The sequence below is a fragment of the Thiovibrio sp. Mzg5 genome, from assembly GCF_055379285.1.
Genome location: NZ_AP022872.1, coordinates 1 through 17,931, shown reverse-complemented (window position 1 = coordinate 17,931; position 17,931 = coordinate 1). Strand labels below are relative to the sequence as shown.

At 59.6% G+C, this 17,931-nt stretch carries 14 protein-coding genes and 1 other RNA gene; 9 read left to right on the top strand and 6 right to left on the bottom strand.

What is annotated here, in order from left to right; genetic code table 11:
• The first annotated feature begins 58 nt into the window (after window positions 1–58).
• Both rnpB and ispD read left to right on the top strand, forming a co-directional pair.
• An RNA gene (rnpB, locus tag ACZ46D_RS00075) (RNase P RNA component class A) lies at window positions 59–415 on the top strand.
• Window positions 416–427: 12 nt separating this feature from the next.
• Window positions 428–1,603 (top strand): 2-C-methyl-D-erythritol 4-phosphate cytidylyltransferase, encoded by a 1,176-nt coding sequence (ispD, locus tag ACZ46D_RS00070; RefSeq protein WP_464928003.1) that lies wholly within the window; start codon window positions 428–430, stop codon window positions 1,601–1,603.
• Between the two features lies 1 nt (window position 1,604).
• Here the strand turns inward: ispD and thpR are convergent, their stop codons facing one another.
• Window positions 1,605–2,144, bottom strand: a complete 540-nt coding sequence (gene thpR / locus ACZ46D_RS00065; protein WP_464928002.1) for an RNA 2',3'-cyclic phosphodiesterase — start codon at window positions 2,142–2,144, stop codon at window positions 1,605–1,607.
• A gap of 146 nt (window positions 2,145–2,290) precedes the next feature.
• On the opposite strand from thpR, the gene aroD reads away from it, so the two are divergent.
• From aroD to aroA, 3 genes are all read left to right on the top strand, one after another.
• Complete coding sequence (gene aroD, locus ACZ46D_RS00060) at window positions 2,291–3,001, top strand: type I 3-dehydroquinate dehydratase (RefSeq protein ID WP_464928001.1); 711 nt, start codon at window positions 2,291–2,293, stop codon at window positions 2,999–3,001.
• Window positions 2,991–3,815 carry a shikimate dehydrogenase gene (locus ACZ46D_RS00055; protein WP_464928000.1) on the top strand — a complete coding sequence of 275 codons (825 nt, stop codon included), beginning with the start codon at window positions 2,991–2,993 and terminating at the stop codon, window positions 3,813–3,815. Before aroD ends, ACZ46D_RS00055 begins: the two co-directional genes overlap by 11 nt.
• A 111-nt stretch (window positions 3,816–3,926) precedes the next feature.
• Window positions 3,927–5,201: a 3-phosphoshikimate 1-carboxyvinyltransferase gene (gene aroA / locus ACZ46D_RS00050; protein WP_464927999.1), complete on the top strand. Its 1,275-nt coding sequence runs from the start codon at window positions 3,927–3,929 to the stop codon at window positions 5,199–5,201.
• A gap of 7 nt (window positions 5,202–5,208) precedes the next feature.
• Here aroA and ACZ46D_RS00045 read toward each other — a convergent pair whose 3' ends face one another.
• Both ACZ46D_RS00045 and ACZ46D_RS00040 read right to left on the bottom strand, forming a co-directional pair.
• Window positions 5,209–8,475 (bottom strand): EAL domain-containing protein, encoded by a 3,267-nt coding sequence (locus ACZ46D_RS00045; RefSeq protein WP_464927998.1) that lies wholly within the window; start codon window positions 8,473–8,475, stop codon window positions 5,209–5,211.
• A 96-nt stretch (window positions 8,476–8,571) separates the two neighbouring features.
• Window positions 8,572–10,167 (bottom strand): glucose-6-phosphate isomerase, encoded by a 1,596-nt coding sequence (locus ACZ46D_RS00040; RefSeq protein WP_464927997.1) that lies wholly within the window; start codon window positions 10,165–10,167, stop codon window positions 8,572–8,574.
• Between the two features lie 358 nt (window positions 10,168–10,525).
• On the opposite strand from ACZ46D_RS00040, the gene ACZ46D_RS00035 reads away from it, so the two are divergent.
• The 3 genes from ACZ46D_RS00035 (at window position 10,526) to cobO (ending at window position 13,889) form a co-directional block, all read left to right on the top strand.
• Window positions 10,526–11,413: a J domain-containing protein gene (locus tag ACZ46D_RS00035; RefSeq protein ID WP_464927996.1), complete on the top strand. Its 888-nt coding sequence runs from the start codon at window positions 10,526–10,528 to the stop codon at window positions 11,411–11,413.
• A gap of 96 nt (window positions 11,414–11,509) precedes the next feature.
• Window positions 11,510–13,357, top strand: coding sequence for a M48 family metalloprotease (locus ACZ46D_RS00030; RefSeq protein WP_464927995.1), 1,848 nt, complete (start codon window positions 11,510–11,512; stop codon window positions 13,355–13,357).
• Window positions 13,358–13,379: 22 nt separating this feature from the next.
• Window positions 13,380–13,889 carry a cob(I)yrinic acid a,c-diamide adenosyltransferase gene (gene cobO / locus ACZ46D_RS00025; RefSeq protein WP_464927994.1) on the top strand — a complete coding sequence of 170 codons (510 nt, stop codon included), beginning with the start codon at window positions 13,380–13,382 and terminating at the stop codon, window positions 13,887–13,889.
• A gap of 12 nt (window positions 13,890–13,901) precedes the next feature.
• Here cobO and ACZ46D_RS00020 read toward each other — a convergent pair whose 3' ends face one another.
• Entirely contained in the window at window positions 13,902–14,576 is a 675-nt protein-coding gene (locus tag ACZ46D_RS00020) for a hypothetical protein (RefSeq protein WP_464927993.1), read from the bottom strand.
• Window positions 14,577–14,778: 202 nt separating this feature from the next.
• On the opposite strand from ACZ46D_RS00020, the gene hemG reads away from it, so the two are divergent.
• Window positions 14,779–16,143 carry a protoporphyrinogen oxidase gene (hemG, locus tag ACZ46D_RS00015; RefSeq protein ID WP_464927992.1) on the top strand — a complete coding sequence of 455 codons (1,365 nt, stop codon included), beginning with the start codon at window positions 14,779–14,781 and terminating at the stop codon, window positions 16,141–16,143.
• Window positions 16,144–16,243: 100 nt separating this feature from the next.
• Here the strand turns inward: hemG and ACZ46D_RS00010 are convergent, their stop codons facing one another.
• Both ACZ46D_RS00010 and dnaA read right to left on the bottom strand, forming a co-directional pair.
• Window positions 16,244–16,438, bottom strand: coding sequence for a hypothetical protein (locus ACZ46D_RS00010; protein WP_464927991.1), 195 nt, complete (start codon window positions 16,436–16,438; stop codon window positions 16,244–16,246).
• 64 nt (window positions 16,439–16,502) lie between these two features.
• On the bottom strand, window positions 16,503–17,831 hold the full coding sequence (dnaA, locus tag ACZ46D_RS00005; RefSeq protein WP_464927990.1) for a chromosomal replication initiator protein DnaA: 1,329 nt from the start codon (window positions 17,829–17,831) through the stop codon (window positions 16,503–16,505).
• Between the last annotated feature and the right edge of the window lie 100 nt (window positions 17,832–17,931).

Genomic DNA, 17,931 nt, shown 5'->3' with positions numbered 1-17,931 from the left:
GGCAAGCCGTTGAAAACCCTTGACCTTTTCCGGTCCTGCTTATAGTTGTGTCAGTGTGGGGAGTGGGTGCATGGTCGCTGGCGGTTCTTGCCGCCAGAGGAAAGTCCGGACTCCGCAGGGCAAGGAGGTTCGTAACACGAACTGGGGGCGACCCCGAGGAAAGTGCCACAGAAAACAGACCGCCGGGCAACCGGTAAGGGTGAAAAGGTGGGGTAAGAGCCCACCGCTTGCGTGGCGACACGGAAGGCACGGCAAACCCCTCCTGGAGCAAAACCAAATAGGGAAGCATTTGAGGGCGGCCCGCCCGAAGCTTCCGGGTAGGTTGCAAGAGATGCCGGGCAACCGGCATCCATAGAGAAATGATCATGGCCCTTGCAAAAGGGTACAGAATCCGGCTTATAGCCCACTCCCCTTTTTTATCTCTCATATGCAGACAGCAACAGCGATCATTGCCGCAGGCGGCGCAGGGTTACGCATGGGAACCTCCACCCCCAAGCAGTTCAGCGAACTGCTCGGCGTTCCCATCCTGATCCACACCATCCGCGCCTTCCGTCAGGTTCCCGCCATCGGGGCCATTATCGTGGTGGCCCCGGCGGAGTCCCGGGAGCTGACCTGCGCCCTTCTGGTCCGTTACCAGCTTGACGACCGCTGCACGGTGGTCAGCGGCGGCAAACTCCGCCAGGACTCGGTGCGCATCGGCCTGGCCCAAGTGGCGGCGGATTCCCCCTTGGTGGCGGTGCACGACGGTGCCCGGCCCCTCATCGCCCCCGCAGACATCCAGCGTTGCCTTGAGGCCGCGGCAACCCATGGCGCAGCCATCCTGGCTGTGCCGGTGAAAGACACCCTCAAGGCGGTGGCCACGGACACCTCCATCCGCCACACCGTGGAACGCGAATCCCTCTGGCAGGCGCAAACCCCCCAGGTGGTCCGCGCCGACCTTCTGAAAGAGGCCTTTGCCAGGGCTGACCAGGACGGTTTTGTCGGCACCGACGAGGCCTCCCTTCTTGAGCACGGCGGCTGGCCGGTCATGGTGGTCGAAGGCTCGGAAACCAACCTCAAGATCACCCGCCCGGATGATCTGCTCATGGCAGAGGCGCTCCTCATGAAAACACAACCATCCCAGCAAATACGGATAGGCCATGGCTTTGACGCCCACTGCCTGGTCGCAGAAAGACCATTGATCCTGGGCGGCCTGGAAATTCCCCACACCCTCGGCTTGCTGGGTCATTCGGACGCCGATGTCCTCACCCACGCCCTGTGCGATGCCATTCTGGGCGCTATCGGCGCAGGTGATATCGGCCGCCATTTCCCGGACAGCGACCCGCAGTACAAGGGAATCTCCAGCATCAAGTTGCTTGCGCATGTAATCGACTTGGCTGCGACACAACATTTCCGCCTCAACAACGCCGACATCACCGTGGTGGCGGAACGGCCCAAACTTACCCCTCATTTTCCGGCCATGCAGAAGATTCTCGCCGAGGCCTGCCGGGTTGAACCTGCGGCCATCAACCTCAAGGCCAGCACCACGGAAAAGATGGGCTACACCGGCCGCGAGGAAGGGATCAGCGCCCATGCCGTAGTTCTGATGGCGAGCTGCCTCTAGCTTAATCGCCCAACTTGTAGGACGCCTCGATGGTGTGAAAAGCGCCCTTGGCTGTCAGTTCACTGGAATAGAGGTGAAACTCGGAAACCGGGAACGCTTCCGTGGCAAAGAGGCTGTTGCCTGCCAGGAAGCGGCTCAGCCTGGCAGGCGGGGTGTCGTGCAGCCTGGCCAGGGTGATGTGCGGGGAAAATTTGCGGCCCTCCGGGGCAAGCCCCAGGCCAAGCAAGACGTTGTCGATCCTCTGGCGCAGGGCGCTGACCTGCTCCACCGGCGCAATCCCGGCCCACAGCACCCTGGGAGTCTTTCTGGGCGGAAAAAACCCCAACCCCTTGACCTGCAGAACAAAGCCCCCCGTCTCAATGTCGGCCAGCCCCTCCTTGATATCCCGAAAGAGCCCGCCGTCCACCTCGCCGATGAAGCGCAGGGTCAGATGCATCTGTTCCGGTTGCACCCATCTGGCGCCGGGCACCCCGTAGCACAGGCCCTGCACCTGGGCTGCGATATCCGGCGGCAAATCAATGGCGACAAACAATCGGTACATGCTTCTTCCCCAGGGCCCAAGACCGGCGCGCCCTGCTCATGCCTGTTGACAAGCGATCCGCGATGGAATAGTTTTGCTTTTCATTATTATGCGTTTATTATTCGTTATTTTATAGTTTTTTTCAGCCTTTTCCCTCGGAGCAACCCATGTTGAATGTCACCACCAGTGCCGTGCGCCGCCTCTGCGTTTCCATCGCCGCAGCCACCCAGGCCGAAGCGCTTGCCCTGGCCCAAAAGTCCGAAGCAGTTGCCGATGTCATCGAGATCCGCCTGGACAGCATGACACACCCGGACCTCTCCCTTTTCCTCAATGGCCTTGCCAAACCCCTCGTGTTCACCAACCGGCCCACCTGGGAAGGCGGCAACTGCGCGGACGAGGAAAAAGAGCGCATCGGCCTGCTCAAAAAAGCTGCCGAAGCCGGGGCTGCCTATGTGGACATCGAACTCAACGCCGACCCCACCCTGGCCACCGAACTCATTGGTGCCGCCCGGGCGAACAACTGCCAAACCATTGCCTCCTGGCACGACTTCAAATGCACCGCCTCCCGGCAGGCCCTGACCGAAATCTTCCAGCGCCAATGCCGCAGCGGCGCCGACATCGGCAAGATCGTCACCACGGCCCGCTGCTTTCAGGACGTGTTCCGGGTTCTCGCCCTGCAGGAACAGGCAGCCGAGCTGGGCTTTCCCCTCATCGCCTTCTGCATGGGTCCGCTCGGCATGATCAGCCGGGTGGCCACCACCGATCTGGGCGGCTATATGACTTACGCCGCCCCGGACAACGGCCCGGCCACCGCGCCCGGCCAGTTGCCCGCCTCGGCTCTCCGCCGCATCTTTACGGAACTCGGTCATGGAGATTAACGGCGCCACCGAACTCTACGGCATCATGGGCAACCCGGTTGCCCACAGCCTGAGTCCGGCCATGCACAATGGAGCCTTTGCTGCCCTGGGGTTGAACAAGGCCTATCTCCCCTTTGTTGTGCAGGATGTGGCCCAGGCCATGACCGGGCTGCGAGCCCTTGGCATCAAGGGGGCAAGTGTCACCATCCCCCACAAGGAAGCGGTGATCCCATACCTTGACACCATCGACCCAATTGCCGAAAAAATCGGGGCGGTAAACACCCTGCTCATCAACGACAACGCAATCCACGGCGCCAACACCGACTGGCTCGGCGCCAATCGCGCCTTAAGCGAGAAGATCAGCCTGAAGGGCTCTTCGGTTCTCCTCCTCGGCGCCGGAGGCTCGGCAAGGGCCATCGGCTTTGGTCTGCTTGAGGCAGGGGCCTCGCTCACCATTGCCAGCCGGACCCCGGAAAAAGGCCAAGCCCTGGCCAGGCTTCTCGGCTGTCCCTGGCTGCCCCTGGCCGAGGCCGCCGGCGCAAGAGGTGACGCCCTGGTAAACGCCACCTCAATGGGCATGGGCTCCCAACAAGACCTGCTGCCCATTGCCAAGGAGTCCCTGGCCAACTTCAAGGTGGTTATGGACATCGTCTATGCCCCCCTGGCAACCCGCTTGCTGCAGGAAGCCGGACAGGCGGGCTGCCAGACCATCGACGGCCTTGCCATGTTGCTCTATCAGGGCGCAGCCCAGTTTGAACTCTGGACCGGCCAGCCGGCCCCGGTGGAAGTGATGCGCCAGAGCCTGCTTGCCAGCTTGGGCGCCGTTACGAAATAACCCGTGCTCTTGACCCTCTTTCATCGCCGTTAACACTGCGTGCTGTTCATCGCCGGGGATAAGATCATTTACTACAACGGCTTAGGCTACAACCCCTAACGATCGCAGACCATGAAAGAAATCCAACCTCTTGCCTTCACCGACACCACCCTCACCGTGCCCGGCTCAAAGAGCCTGACCCAGCGGGCTCTCATTGCCGCAGCCCTGGCAAACGGGGAAAGCATCTTGCAATACCCCCTGGCCAGCGAGGACACCGAATACACCTCCCAAGCCTTGGCTGCCATGGGCATCACCGTTGAGTCCGGCCAGGAGCAGTGGCGGGTAGTGGGCAAGGGCGGGACCATCGCCACCCCCAGCCAGGAGATCTTCCTGGGCAACAACGGCACTGCCACCCGCTTTCTCACCTCGGTGGCGGCACTGGGCCACGGGGACTTTACCATCAACGGCGACCAGCGCATGCACGAGAGGCCGATCAAGCCCCTGATGGAGGCCCTGGCCGGCTGGGGGGTCGAAATCCGCAGCCTTCACAACACGGGCTGCCCGCCGGTGGCCATCGCAGCCGACGGCATCAAGGGCGGCAAGACCCTGCTGCCGGAGGGCAAAAGCAGCCAGTATCTCTCCTCCCTGCTGCTGGTCGCACCCTATGCCGCACAGCCTGCCGAACTCTTGGTGGCCGGGGAGGTCTTGTCCAAACCCTACGTCACCATGACCCTGGCCGTAATGCGGGATTTCGGCATTGCGGTAACCGCCAGCCCCGAGCTCAACCACTTTCTCATCCCTCAGGGTTGCTACCAGGCCAGGAAATACGCAGTGGAAGGCGATGCCTCCAGCGCCTCCTACTTTTGGGCTGCCGCCGCGGTGACCGGCGGCAGGGTGACGGTAGCCAACGTGCCCTCGCCTTCTTTGCAGGGGGATGCGGTGCTGGTGGATATCCTGGCCCGGATGGGCTGCGCGGTGAAGCGTTCCGGAGCGGGCATTACCGTAACCGGCAGCAAGGAGCTGCGCGGGGTTGAGGTGGACATGGGCGACTGCCCGGATGTGGTCCCCACCCTGGCGGTGGTTGCCGCTTTCGCCAAGGGGAGGACGGTGATCAAGAACATCGCCCATCTGCGGATCAAGGAATGCGACCGCCTCCATGTCATGGTCACGGAACTGGCCAAGCTGGGGATCAAGGCAGAGGAACGGCCGGACGCCATGATCATCGCAGGCAGAGAGGGCAACAGCCCCCTCTCTGGCGCAGAGATTGACACCTACAATGACCACCGCATCGCCATGAGCTTTGCCGTGGCAGGGCTGGTGGTGCCGGGGGTCCGGGTTAAGGGGGAAGGATGCGTGGTCAAATCCTTCCCGGATTTTTGGGAGCGGTTCGAACTTCTGTACCCATAGCCGCCGGCTAGGCGACACCCTCGCCATCCGCCTTAACGCCAAAGGGCAAAGGCTGCTGCGCACTGCTGTCATAGGCCGCGACATCAAGCTGGGCGCCACGGCCGAGCATCGAAAGCAGCTCCTCCTTGGTCACCGCCTTGCTGAAGAGAAAGCCCTGCATCTGATCACAGCCATGCCGCCGGAGAAAATGCAGCTGCTCCCCGGTCTCCACCCCCTCGGCCACCACCCGCATGCCCAGGCTCTTGGCCATGGCGATGATGGCCGCGACAATGGCCACATCATCGCCATGGCCATTGATATCGTTGACAAATCTCCGATCTATCTTCAGCTCGCCGATGGGCAGTTGCCTTAAGTAATAGAGGGAGGAATACCCGGTCCCAAAATCATCGATGGAAATCTCCGCCCCCATTCCCCGCAGGGCGCCGAGCAGGACAATGGCCTTCTCTTCGTTTTCCATGACCGACCCTTCCGTAATCTCAAAGATCAGCCCCTCCGGCCCTATTCCGCTCTGGGCCAAGGTCGTCCGAATCTTGCCCAGCAAGTCCTCTTGCCGAAACTGGCGGGGAGAAAGATTCACCGCCATCTTGATCCCGTAGCCTTTGCCGAGGATTTCCCCGAGATCGTCGCAGGCCTGCGCCAGCACCCAGTCACCGATCTCCACGATAAGCCCGGTGTCTTCGGCCATGGGGATAAAATCAACCGGACTGACTATCTCTCCATCCCCACGGCGCCAGCGGATAAGGGCCTCCACCCCCACAATCGTCCCCGTGGCCAGATCCACCTTGGGCTGGTAGTGGAGAAAAAATTCCTTAAGATCCAAGGCTTTACGCAGACTGTTTTCCACCGCCAGCCATTCGGTTACCCGCTTGTTCATGGCCGGAGTGAAAACCCGGTAGGTGTTCTTCCCGCTTTCCTTGGCGCGGTACATGGCGGTATCCGCGTTCTTGATCAGGGCATCCTGATCCTGCCCGTCCTCCGGGTAGAAAGCGATGCCCAGGCTGACAGTCAGGTAGAAGTCATGATCCTGGATGCTGATCACCGGGGCAAGGCACTCTATGATCCTCTGCGCGGCAAGGAGCACATCCTCCTCCTTATCCACCCCCTCAAAGAGGACGATGAATTCATCGCCGCCGTAGCGGGCCACACTGTCAATCTCCCGCAGGCACCCCTCAAGCCGGGCCGCCACCTCCTTGAGCAACAGATCGCCAATCGTATGTCCGAGGCTGTCGTTGATCCGCTTGAAGTTGTCCAAGTCAAGAAACAGAACCGCCACCTTGTTTTCATCCCGCCGGGCATGGGCCAGCGCCACGCCGAGCCGGTCATGGAACAACACCCGGTTAGGCAGGCCGGTCAGGGCATCGTGGTGCGCCTGATACCGCAACTGCTCTTCGTGCAGCTTAATTTCGGTCATATCATGGAACACGCCGACATAGTTCCCGATATTTCCCTGCGCATCCCGGATGGAGGTAATGGTCAACCACTGGGGATAGATCTCCCCGTCCTTGCGCCGGTTCCAGATCTCTCCCTGCCACTGCCCCTTGTCCACCAGAGCGCGCCACATCTCGGCAAAAAAATCGTTCTCATGCCGCTCTGACTTGAGAATCCTGGGATTTTGCCCCAGCACCTCCTGTTCCCCGTAGCCGGTGATGTCGGAGAAAGCCGGGTTTATCCGCTGGATAACGCCCTCGGCATCGGTGATCACAATGCCTTCGATGCTGTTTTCAAAGACATTGTCCGACAACACCAGTTGCCGGGTGGCCTGCTTTACCTCGGTGATGTCCTGGACAATACCCATGAGGTGCACGGCCCGGCCATGTTCGTCCCGCTTGACCTCGGCTTCCGTGTGAATATCCCGCTCCGCACCATCCGGCCGGACGATGCGAAATTCCATGTTCCCACCGGAATCGCCTGCCAGCAGCGCCTGCAACCAGGCTTGCACCAGAGGCTGATCTTCGGGATGGACATACTGAAAAAAGCCTTCATAGTTGTAGGTTCTGCTCTCCTTGCCCACCCCGAAGAGGTGATAGGTCTGCTCGGAACAGACGAGATTGTTTTGGGTGACATCCCACTCCCAGTATCCGAGCCTGGCTATATTCTGGGCCTTGGCCAGACTTTTCTCGCTGCGCCGCAGGTTTTCTTCGATGCGCCCCCGTTCGAGGATCTCCTGGTTGAGATCCTCATTGGTCTTGGCCAGGTCCACTGTCCGTTCAACAATGATCTCCTCCAGGTTATGCCGGTATTTTTCCAGTTCCGTATAGTTCTTGCCAAGTTCGGCCTTGGAAGAAGCCAGGGACTGGTTTGCCGCCCGCAGTTCCCGGTGCATGATCGAAAAGGTAAAATACAGCACCAGAAAGGCAACGAATCCCCCCACAAGAGTCAGGACGATGCTTACGCCGACAAAAGCGTTGAATTCCTCGACAAACTTGGTCACTTCAATGGCCAAGGCAACCCGGCCCGCGGCTTCGCCCTTGAAATCCGGCAAGACCAGGCTGGTATCAAAGACATACCAGCGCCCTTGGATTTGCCGCGGAACAAGCTTTTTCCCGGCAAAGCGAAAATTTTCAGGCAGGTGCCTGAAAACATTGTCACAACACTGGAACAGGATCTGGTCTCCCAATTCCTGCACCGGATGGTGCGCCAAATGCTCTACCCCTTGCCAGCCCGCCTTGTCAAACAGCAGGGCCATCTGCGCCCCCTGCCCTGTCTCCATAAGCTCCACAAGCCGGTCTGCCTTGAAGCCGAACTCAATGGCGCCAATATAGGCCTCCCCAACAAAAATAGGCTGGATGATCCGGTAGAAAAAACCAGCGCGCCCTGTCTCATAGCCGGCCAGAGGCTGATGCCGTCTGTTTATCTCCACAATCATGGGGCGGGAGGAAAGATCATCGCCATACAGCTCGGGCTGTTGCACCCGCAGAAAGGAGCGGTTGTCCGGGGTATAAAAATGAAATCCGGCAAGAGAGGGGGTTTCTCTCTGCAAGACCTCGTACAAGGGAAGACACTGAGCCAGCAGGGCGGCCCGGTCGCCTTTGGCAAAAGCCGCGACCAGCTGGGGACGGGTGGCGATGAGGTTTTGAATCCTGAAACGATAATTGGCGAAGGTCTGCTTGGTTGTCAGGTCAAAAAGCACATGAATCTGCTGCTGCTCGGCGGCAAGTCGTGTTTCAAAATCATGATGGCGGGTTCTGATCCCCCAGAACAAAAATACCCCGGCCAGGCAGAGAATCGTTCCCAGCACGGTCAAGGTGGCTTTCCATTGTCTCAGAGAAGGCATATTATTGTACTCTCAATCCGCTGATAGGTAGAAGGCTCAACCGCTTGTCCGCCTGTGGCCTTGTCTGCGCCTTTGTTCTCCGGCCCGCAAGCCCTGTCACTTGGCAAGCATCCCTGCGGCAGCAAGCAGCGCCCAGCCGGGGTCATCCGATGCTTCTCCGCTGTACCTAGGATCCTGCCGCAGGCCGGCATAATGGGCCAGCAGGCGGGTTGCCAGTTTTTTCCCCAATTGCACGCCTTCCTGATCAAAAGAGTTGATGTTCCAGATAAATCCCTGGAACACCACCTTGGCCTCATACAGAGCCAGGAGAGCGCCCATGGTATAGGGGGTCAGCCGGTCGGCCAGGAGCACGACGCTGGGACGGTTTCCGGCAAAGCTCCGGTTGGGATTTTCCTGCGGCTGGCCGGTGGCCAGGGCGAGGGCCTGGGCCAAGAGGTTTGCCACCAATTTTTCCTGGGAGGTGGTCTGCTCGATAATGAGATCCCGGCCATACTGACTGGTGCGAAAACCGATGAATTCGGCGGGGACGATGGCGGTTCCTTGGTGGATCAACTGGTAAAAGGCGTGCTGGCCGTTGGTGCCCGGCTCGCCCCAGATAATGGGGCCGCTCTTCCAGGCCAGGGGCTTGCCCTGTCTGGTCACGGATTTGCCGTTGCTCTCCATGTCGCATTGCTGGAGATGGGCGGTGAAACGGACGAGCGCTTGGCTGTACGGCAGGATGGCGAGGGTTTCGCAGCCGAGAAAATTATGGTTCCAGATACCGAGCAGGGCCAGGAGCAAAGCAGGGTTGCGGCGGATGTCCGGTTCTTCCGCCGCCCGATCCATGGCCTGAGCCCCCTGAAGAATCTCCAGCAGTTGCGGGTATCCCAGGCCAAAGCCGAGCATCACCGCGCCGACCATGGAGGTGGCGCTGTAACGCCCGCCGATGGAGTCGAACATGTAAAAAGAACGGAGATACCGGGCGGGATTGTCCATGGGCGAGCCCTTGCCGGTAACCGCGAGAAAATGGCGGTTTGGTTCAAGCCCCGCTTCGCTGAAAGCCTTGCGCACCAACTCTTCGTTGGTCATGGTTTCGAGGGTGGAGCCGCTTTTCGACACCACGTTCACCAGGGTTCTGGCAAGATCAAGCCCGCTTAAGGTAGCGGCGGCGTCATCGGGGTCCACATTGCTGATAAAGTGCACCCTGCGGCCGGGGATCTTATAGGCACCCAGGGCCAGATACAAGGCCCGGGGGCCCAGGTCCGACCCGCCGATCCCAATCTGGATCAGGTCGGTGAATGGCTCCCCTGCCGCATTGACAATGGCTCCTGCTTCCAAGGCGGCGAGAAAATCGGCCAGCTTTTCCAGCTCTGCCTTGGCCTGGGCCGACGCCTCGGGCGCCAGGCTGACCGGGGCAAAGATATCGCGGCAGGCGGTGTGCAGCACCTGCCGCTCCTCGCTGGCATACCCCTCGATCCGGTTCAATACCGCGCCCTTTTTCATCAGCAGGAACTGGGCCACCGCCCCGCTTTGCTCGGCAAGCCTTTGCAGGCCCGCAAGCACCGGTTCATCCACCCTTTGGGTGGAGTACAACAGATCAAAGCCCGCGGCATGGGCCCGGTAGCTGCGGATTCTTGCCGGAGAAAGGGCGTTGGGAGCGGTCAGGTCATAGGGTGCCTGGGCAAGTTTTTCGAGCTCCTCCCATGCAGGCATCTTATTGAAATAACGAGAAAAATATGGCGATACATCATATTGACCCCCGGTTCCGGTTGGCTGTTCCATAAAAAAATCCCCGTTCCCATCAGAATTTCATGGAGATACGTTTAAAATATGTTAAAAAATAAGCTGTTATCTGCTATATAATAATGTTAATTACTTATCAGCTGATACGCACTGCCCTTTTGAGAGTGTATCTTATCACAACCGGGCCATATCATTGCATAAGACTTACACGGCAGCGTATTTTTTTTCCGCGGACCAGCCAGCGAAAGGCCCCGCCTTTCGCCAACCCCAAAACGTTGCATGTATAATTTTCCTTTTTCACTAACCTCCAGGGAGCACGATACAGGCCATGGAACCAGTTGCCGCTGAAAAGGAACTCTTTCGCTCCTGCGAGATCATTTTCGGGCCGGAGCTCAGCATCTCCCGCGAATTTCTCGACTATCTCCAGCACTCCGGCATCAAGAGCGCCTATCGCAAGCGGGCCATGGAAACCCACCCGGACCGGGCCGGACTGGAAAATGAGCGGGAACAACGACAACGCCACGACCTGTTCCACTCCGTGCAGGAGGCCTACGAAAACCTGATCACCTTTCTTGACGCCAAGGAAAAAGGCTACTGCCTGCCTCCCCCTGTGCGCCAGGCGCCACCTCGAACCCAGCCCCCCCGCCCGGCACCGGCCAAGCCCCAGAGACCCCAGCAGACAAAAACGAACCAGAACACCGCCGGGCCCCGCCCGCAGACCAGGCCCGGAGCCCAGACAAAGGCCGATTTCCGCAACAACGCCAGCCAGCCTTCAACGTTCTGGAATACGGAAAGCCTTTACCAGGGCCCCCTGCCGAACCGCCGCCTGCTTCTTGGTCATTTCCTCTACTATTCCGGCCTGATCAACTGGCGGACCATCATCCAGGCCCTCATCTGGCAACGCACCGAACGGCCGCGCCTGGGAGAAATCGGCCAGCGCTTTGGCCTGCTCAACGAGGCGGATGTGGTGCAGATCCTCCGCAACCGCCCGACCCTGCAGCCCTTCGGTCAGACCGCCATGGATATGGGTCTGCTTTCCCAGCCACAGCTCCAGATGCTCGTTGCCCACCAGAAACGGCTCCAGAAAAAGTTCGGTGAATTTTTTCTGGAAAAACGGATCCTCGAAGCCAACGAGTTGCGCACCCTGCTCCAGCAATACCAGGAGCACAACGCGAGCATCTCCAGCCAGGTGTATGGATCAGCTTTCCGGCGCTGATGCTCTTGCCCTTGTCGTTTTCGGCGCAACGACGCCACGCCCACGGTCCGGCGCTCCCGAATCCGTTCCTTCCCCCCAGGCCCAGAACCGACCCCCATGTACAATAATCTCCTCTATCTTCTGGTCGTCATCCTGATTCTGACCACCGGCTCCATTCCGGAACAGCCCCAAATCCCATGGCCCATTGCCCTGTTGCTCTTTTGCAGCAAGGGTGTTCTTTTCAACCAGCTGGCCCGTTATTTTTTCCGGCGCAATCACGACAACACCGCGGCCCGCTATTTTGCCGTGGAACAGCACCTCTCCATCCTGGCCATCGTTTTTCTGGCCGTGGATATCTCCCTGCTGGAGGGCCGCTACTACCTCAGCAGGCTGCCGCTTGCCCAAGAGCTGCCGATTCTTGCCCATTTGGCCGGGCTCATGGTCTTCTTCGGCTATCTCTGCCTCCTTTGGCTGGCGGCCCGCCCCAGCTATCAGCGCATTTTCGCCAGAACCCTTACGGCCCGTTCCTTTCTTGCGGCAAACCTCAAGATCAATCTCGCCATTCTTCTTCCCTGGCTGATCATCTCCGTCTTGTTCGACCTCTTGCAGCTTGCCCCCCTTCCCCGATTGCAGGATTTTCTTGCCTCGCCCTGGGGCGAACCCATCCTGGTCCTGCTCTCTCTGTTTGGCCTGATCTTCTTTCTGCCCCTGGCCATTGTCCGCCTCTGGGGCTGCACGCCGCTCCCGCCAGGCCCGGCACGGCAACGGATTGAAGAGTTCTGCCGTGGACAGAGGTTGCGGTTTGCCGACATCCTGCTCTGGCCGCTCTTTGAGGGCCGCATGCTGACCGCAGGGGTCATGGGCCTCACCGGCCGCTTCCGCTACCTCCTCGTCACCCCCGCCCTGCTCGAAGCCACGACCCCGGAGGAAATCGAAGCGGTCATGGCCCATGAACTGGGGCATGTCAAACGGTTCCATCTCCAGCTCTACCTCTTTCTCTTTCTCGGCTTTGGCCTGCTGACCCAGGTGAGCGGGGCTCCGCTTCTCCTGCTCCTGCTCAGTTCGGACTTTTTTTACCAATTGGTCACCCTGACCGGCAAGGGTCCGGACACGATTCTTTCCCTGGCCAGTGCCTGCATTGTTTTCGCCCTGCTGCTGGGCTATTTCCGTTTCATCTTTGGTTTTTTCATGCGCAACTTTGAACGGCAGGCGGACCTCTATGCCCTAAGCGCCATGGGGCATGCCTCCCCCCTGATCCGGGTCTTTGAAAAGATCGCCCTGCTCAGCGGAAATATCAGGGATCTGCCCAGCTGGCACCATTTCGGCCTGGGACAGCGCATCGACTTTCTGCGCCGCTGCGAAAAAGATCCGGACCGGATCCCCCGTCATCACCGCAAGGTCCACCTGGCCTTGCTCCTCTACGCTATTGTCATGCTCACCACCACTCTTGCCGCCTGGCGCCTGCCCCAAGACCTTCTCGGCGAAGCCCCAAAAGCCAGATTCGCCGAGGCGCTTATCCGGCAAAAAATACGGGAACAGCCGGACAACGGTCTCTGGCTGCAAATTCTGGGCGATCTGCAATACAGCCTCAACCAGGAGCAGACCGCCAGAGATTCCTATGAGCAGGCGCTCCGCCTTGCCCCCGACAACACGGAAGCCCTGAACAATCTTGCCTGGCTCCTGCTCACCGCCCAGGAACCAACACTGCGCAACCCGGAAAAAGCCCTGCTTCTGGCCGAGAAAGCGGCGGCGAAAACAAGAACGCCGCACATCCTCGACACCCTGGCCACGGCATACTGGGCAAACGGCAACCAGGAGAAGGCTTTGGCTCTGGAAGAGGAAGCCCTTGCCAGGGCAGGGACACACAAGGAGTTTTACCGCAGCCAGATGGAAAAATTCCGCACCACCCGGTATTCCGCCTCCACCCGCTTCCCGGATGCAGGGCAAACCACAGATACTCCTTGAGGAAAAGATGGCGACGCAGGGTTTGATTATCATTAATACGGGGCACGGCAAGGGAAAAACCACGGCGGCTTTCGGACAGGCGCTCCGGGCAGCGGGGCAGGGGCTGAAGGTCTGCATCATTCAATTCATCAAGGGGCAGAGCAAAACCGGCGAGGCTCTCGCTTGTGCCACCGCCTTTCCGGGCCAGGTTGAATTGCATCTCGCCGGAACCGGCTTTACCTGGCAACAGGACATGGAGACCGTGAAAGCTGCGGCCCTGGCAGGCTGGCGACTCGCCGGGGAAAAGATCTTAAGCGATGCCTACGACCTCATCGTCCTCGACGAACTCACCTACCTGATCGGCTTCGGCCTTGTTTCGGAGGAGGAGGTCCTCGACCTGTTTCGCAAGCGGCCCAAACGGTTGCATCTGGTGATCACCGGTCGCGACGCCAGCCCGGGGCTCATCGAATACGCGGATCTGGTTACCGAGATGCACGCCATAAAACATCCCTTTCAGAAGGGGATCAAGGCCCGGAAGGGTATTGAATTCTGAGACCCGGGCCGGCTATGCTCCGCCCGGCTCAGTTTCGGAGACACAGGAAAGCTCGGCCAGGGGACGCCCAAGCTTCAGGGCCTGGCCGATGGCTGCGCCACAGGCGAAGGCCTGATCCTGCTGTGCCCGACTATGCCCGTACCGCGGATAATACCGGCCCAGCCATCTGGACCGCTCCGGCACCCGGCCGGCAAGTTTTAAAAATACCCCGATGGTCCGCCAGGGCTCCTTGCTGGGGTGGGCAAAGATCATCCTGCCCACCACCTTGGCCCGGCAACGGACAAGCTGCCAGCGCAGACTCAGCCAGTGCATCCGCCAGTAGCCCCGACAGGAAATCAGCGGCAGAACCTGGCGTCCGGCAAAAAGCCTTGGCCCGTCCCGATCAAGCAGGGAGAGAATCGGACCGCTGGGATTATACGACCAGGTGGGCCCGGCGAGAACAATGAGATCATAGTGTTCCCCGCAACTGGGAGAGAGCGGCTGGATGGGCATCCTGGTCCGCAAAAAGGTGGCCAGCATCATGAACAAGGTGGCGGGCACAGTGCCGATGGGGAAATGTGGGGGGATGAGGGGCTGGAGCCGCTCACAGACCAGTTCCACCCCTTGCTCCTCAAGACCGGCGCCAAGCCGGTGCACCAGACCGCTGGTCTGGGCGCTGAGGGAGTAATAGAGGATGAGGACCTTCATTGGTTGGGAATCCGCAGGCTGCATTCTTTTTCACGGCACCATTGAGGAAAAAACAGGGTTTTCTTTCGCCGACCCGGTCAATATCGGGTAAAATCCCTTATACCATAGATACCGACAACCCTGAAGAGAGAAACCAGCCCCGGCACGAGGCGATTCAAGAAAATCCCCTTGGCCGATTCCCTTAACCCCGGATGCATGAGCCATGCCTGAAACACACGAAATAATCATTGTCGGCGCGGGCCTTTCCGGCTTAAGCGTTGCCCATTTCCTGCACACAAGCGCCCCGGAGCTGGACATCCTCATTCTTGAGCAGGATGGTCGCCCCGGCGGCGCGGTGCGCTCCTTTAAAGAACAAGGCTACCTGGCCGAATGGGGACCGCACGGCTTCCTGGACAACAACCCGGCCAGCCGCGCTCTGCTCAGCGAAACCGGCCTGGACCGCATCGCCCAGAAAGCGCCCCTGGGCAGCTTTGTCCGCTATGTCTGCCATGAAGGGCGGTTGGTGCAACTGCCGCAGAGCCCGCCCGCCCTGCTCACGACCCCGCTCTTGTCCCCCCTGGGAAAGTTACGGCTGCTGGGCGATCTTTTCAAAAAACCGCAGGCCGAAGAGCAAAGCGTCGGCCAATGGGCGGCATACCGCTTCGGAACTGAAATCTTGCCCCTGGTGGATGCGGCGCTCACCGGCACCTTTGCCGGGGATTATGAACGTCTCAGTATCGATGGCGTGATGCCGGGGGTGCGGGCTCTGGAAAAGGAAGCGGGCTCGGTGCTCAAAGGACTGCTCCGAAAAAAAAGGGAGAAGGGCGCGGTGATGCTGCCGGCCATGACCAGCTTTCCCTTAGGGATGGAACAGCTCATCACCACCCTGGCCACCGGAGCGAACATTCTCTACCATAGCCCGGTGCGGGCAATCAGCCGCGAAAACGAGGCCTGGGAGATCCACACCGAGACCACAACCTACCGGGCTGCCACCGTCATTGTCGCCCTGCCGGTCAACCGCAGCCTGGAACTGCTGGCCGCCCATGCCCCGCCCCTGGCCGCCATCCCCACGGCGCGCATCGCCACCGTGGCCCTGGGCTTCACGGACAAGGCGCAGGTACCCTTTGGCTTCGGCTATCTGGCCCCGGAACGGGAAAAACGCTTTGCCATGGGCGCCCTGTTCTCCACCCATATGTTTCCCGGCCGCGCCCCCCAGGGGAGAGTGCTGATGGAGGCCCTGGTCGGCGGCCGCCGCCATCCGGAACGACTGGAGCTGTCCGACGAGGAGTTGATCAGCCGCATCTACGATGATCTCCGGCAGCTGATCCCCTTGCCCGAGCCCCCCTGTTTCAACCGGGTGCTGCGCGGCGACGGCGCCATCCCCCAACTGGAATTGGGCTACCCTGCGCTGCTCAGGTGGAAAGATTCCCTGGAACAGCGACTGGACGGCTTGCATGTCTGCGGTTTTGGCTGGGAAGGAATCGGCATGAACGACATGATGAAGACGGCCAAGATGGTGGCAGAGAGGATACTGCGCCGGGTGGAGGGCAAACGAGAAAAACCCGAGGTCAAGCCGGTCTATTTTTAGGAGCCGTTATGAAATAGCCCCGGCTGTTTCGTTACGGCTCTTTATGCCGTTTTTGCCAAGCAGGATAACGAATTTATTCAACACCACGGCTTAGAAGGCATTATCGGGTTACGCCGGTTTCCGCGCGTACTGTGCCGTCTGTTCGTTTGGACCAGGCAAGGGAAAACTGGGTCATGGTTTTGTCGAAGCATTCCGGGCAAAAACCATGGGACACCCGAACCTCGGCCTCGACCATCTGCTCGAGCCAGTCCCCTTTGCACTTTACCTTACGACACACGCAACAGACCGTACGCATATTCCCCCCTGTGTGCACCCCGAAAACCGCCCCCGCGGCATCTGATCCGCCTTTTTTTCTCTCCTCAACCCTGATTTTTCAAACGTTCCACCAGATGCTCCACCTGCCCACGAATACTGCCGCTGCGGACAATGGCTTCGGTAATGACCCGAATGGAATGGACCACTGTTGAATGATCCCGGTTAAAGGCCTTGCCGATCTCGGACAGGGCTTCCTCGGTGAGTTTCCTGGCCAGGTACATGGAAACCTGCCTGGGAAAGGCGATGGTTTTCTTCCTGCCCTTTGACTGCAGCTCTTCGATGGAGACATTGAACTGCCCGGCCACGAAATTACGGATCAGCACTGCGGACAACTCCTGCCGCTGCCCGATGATAGCAGCGACAATCTCCTTGACCATATCCATATCCGGCGCGGTCTTGTGCAGGGAGGCCTTGGCCTTCAGGCCGATGATGGCGCTTTCCACCCGCCGGATATCGCCCTGGATTCGGTCGGCGAGAAACTCGATGATCTCCCCGGAAAGGGCGAGCTTGTTGTTGCGGGCCTTGCGCTCGATGATCAGACAACGGGTCCGCCGGTCCGGGGGATTGATGGTGGTGATCAGCCCGGAAGAGAGCCGGGAGCGCACGCCGTCATCCATATCGGGGATATTGCGCGGGGAAACAGCCCCGGTGAAAATAACCCTTTTCCCGCAATCCATCAGGACATCCAGGGCCTCGGCCAACTCAGCCTGGGTCTTGGTCCGTCCGGCCAGGGACTGCACATCCTCCATCAGCAGCACATCACACTGGTTATGATATTTTTCCTTGAACTGCTCCATGGCGTTGTTCTTGATGCTGCGCACCATTTCGGAGGTAAGCTGTTGGGAGGTCACATAATGCAGCCGGGTTCCAGGGGAATGGCTGGTGATATGATGGGCCACCGCATGGGTCAGATGGCTTTTGCCCAACCCCGTCCCCGCTTCAATGAACAGACAGGGGCTGAGGGTGGAATCGCCGTTGGCTATGGCCTCACAGGCTGAATAGGCCAGGGCGTTGGACTCGCCAACCATGAACTCATCAAAGATATAGCGCGGGTGCAGGGTCCGCACCGTGGACCGGGCCACCGGCATGCTGGGCAGCCGGAGCTGGCTCTGTTTCTTTTCTTCCGGTTGCACCTTCTTGGTCTCGCTCACCGAAAGCCGCACCGCCTCCCCGGTAAAACCAACATCCTGCAAGGCGGCCTGAATATCGGCCAGGTAGTTGTTCCTGACCCAGGAGCAGAAATAGGGGTCAGGCCCAGCCAGTTCGATACTCTGCGCATCATCATGCACACATTGCAAGGGTTCGATCCACAGCTTGAAGTCGCTGTCGGAAATTTTTTGTGCCAAAACACTCTTAACTCGCTGCCAAAGCATCTTTTTCCCCTGGTCCAGTCACGAAAAAACAACCAATTAAAGCGAATTGAGACCGCTGAGATAATTTCTGCCCGTTTTTTTAAAGGAAAAGCATAACCCT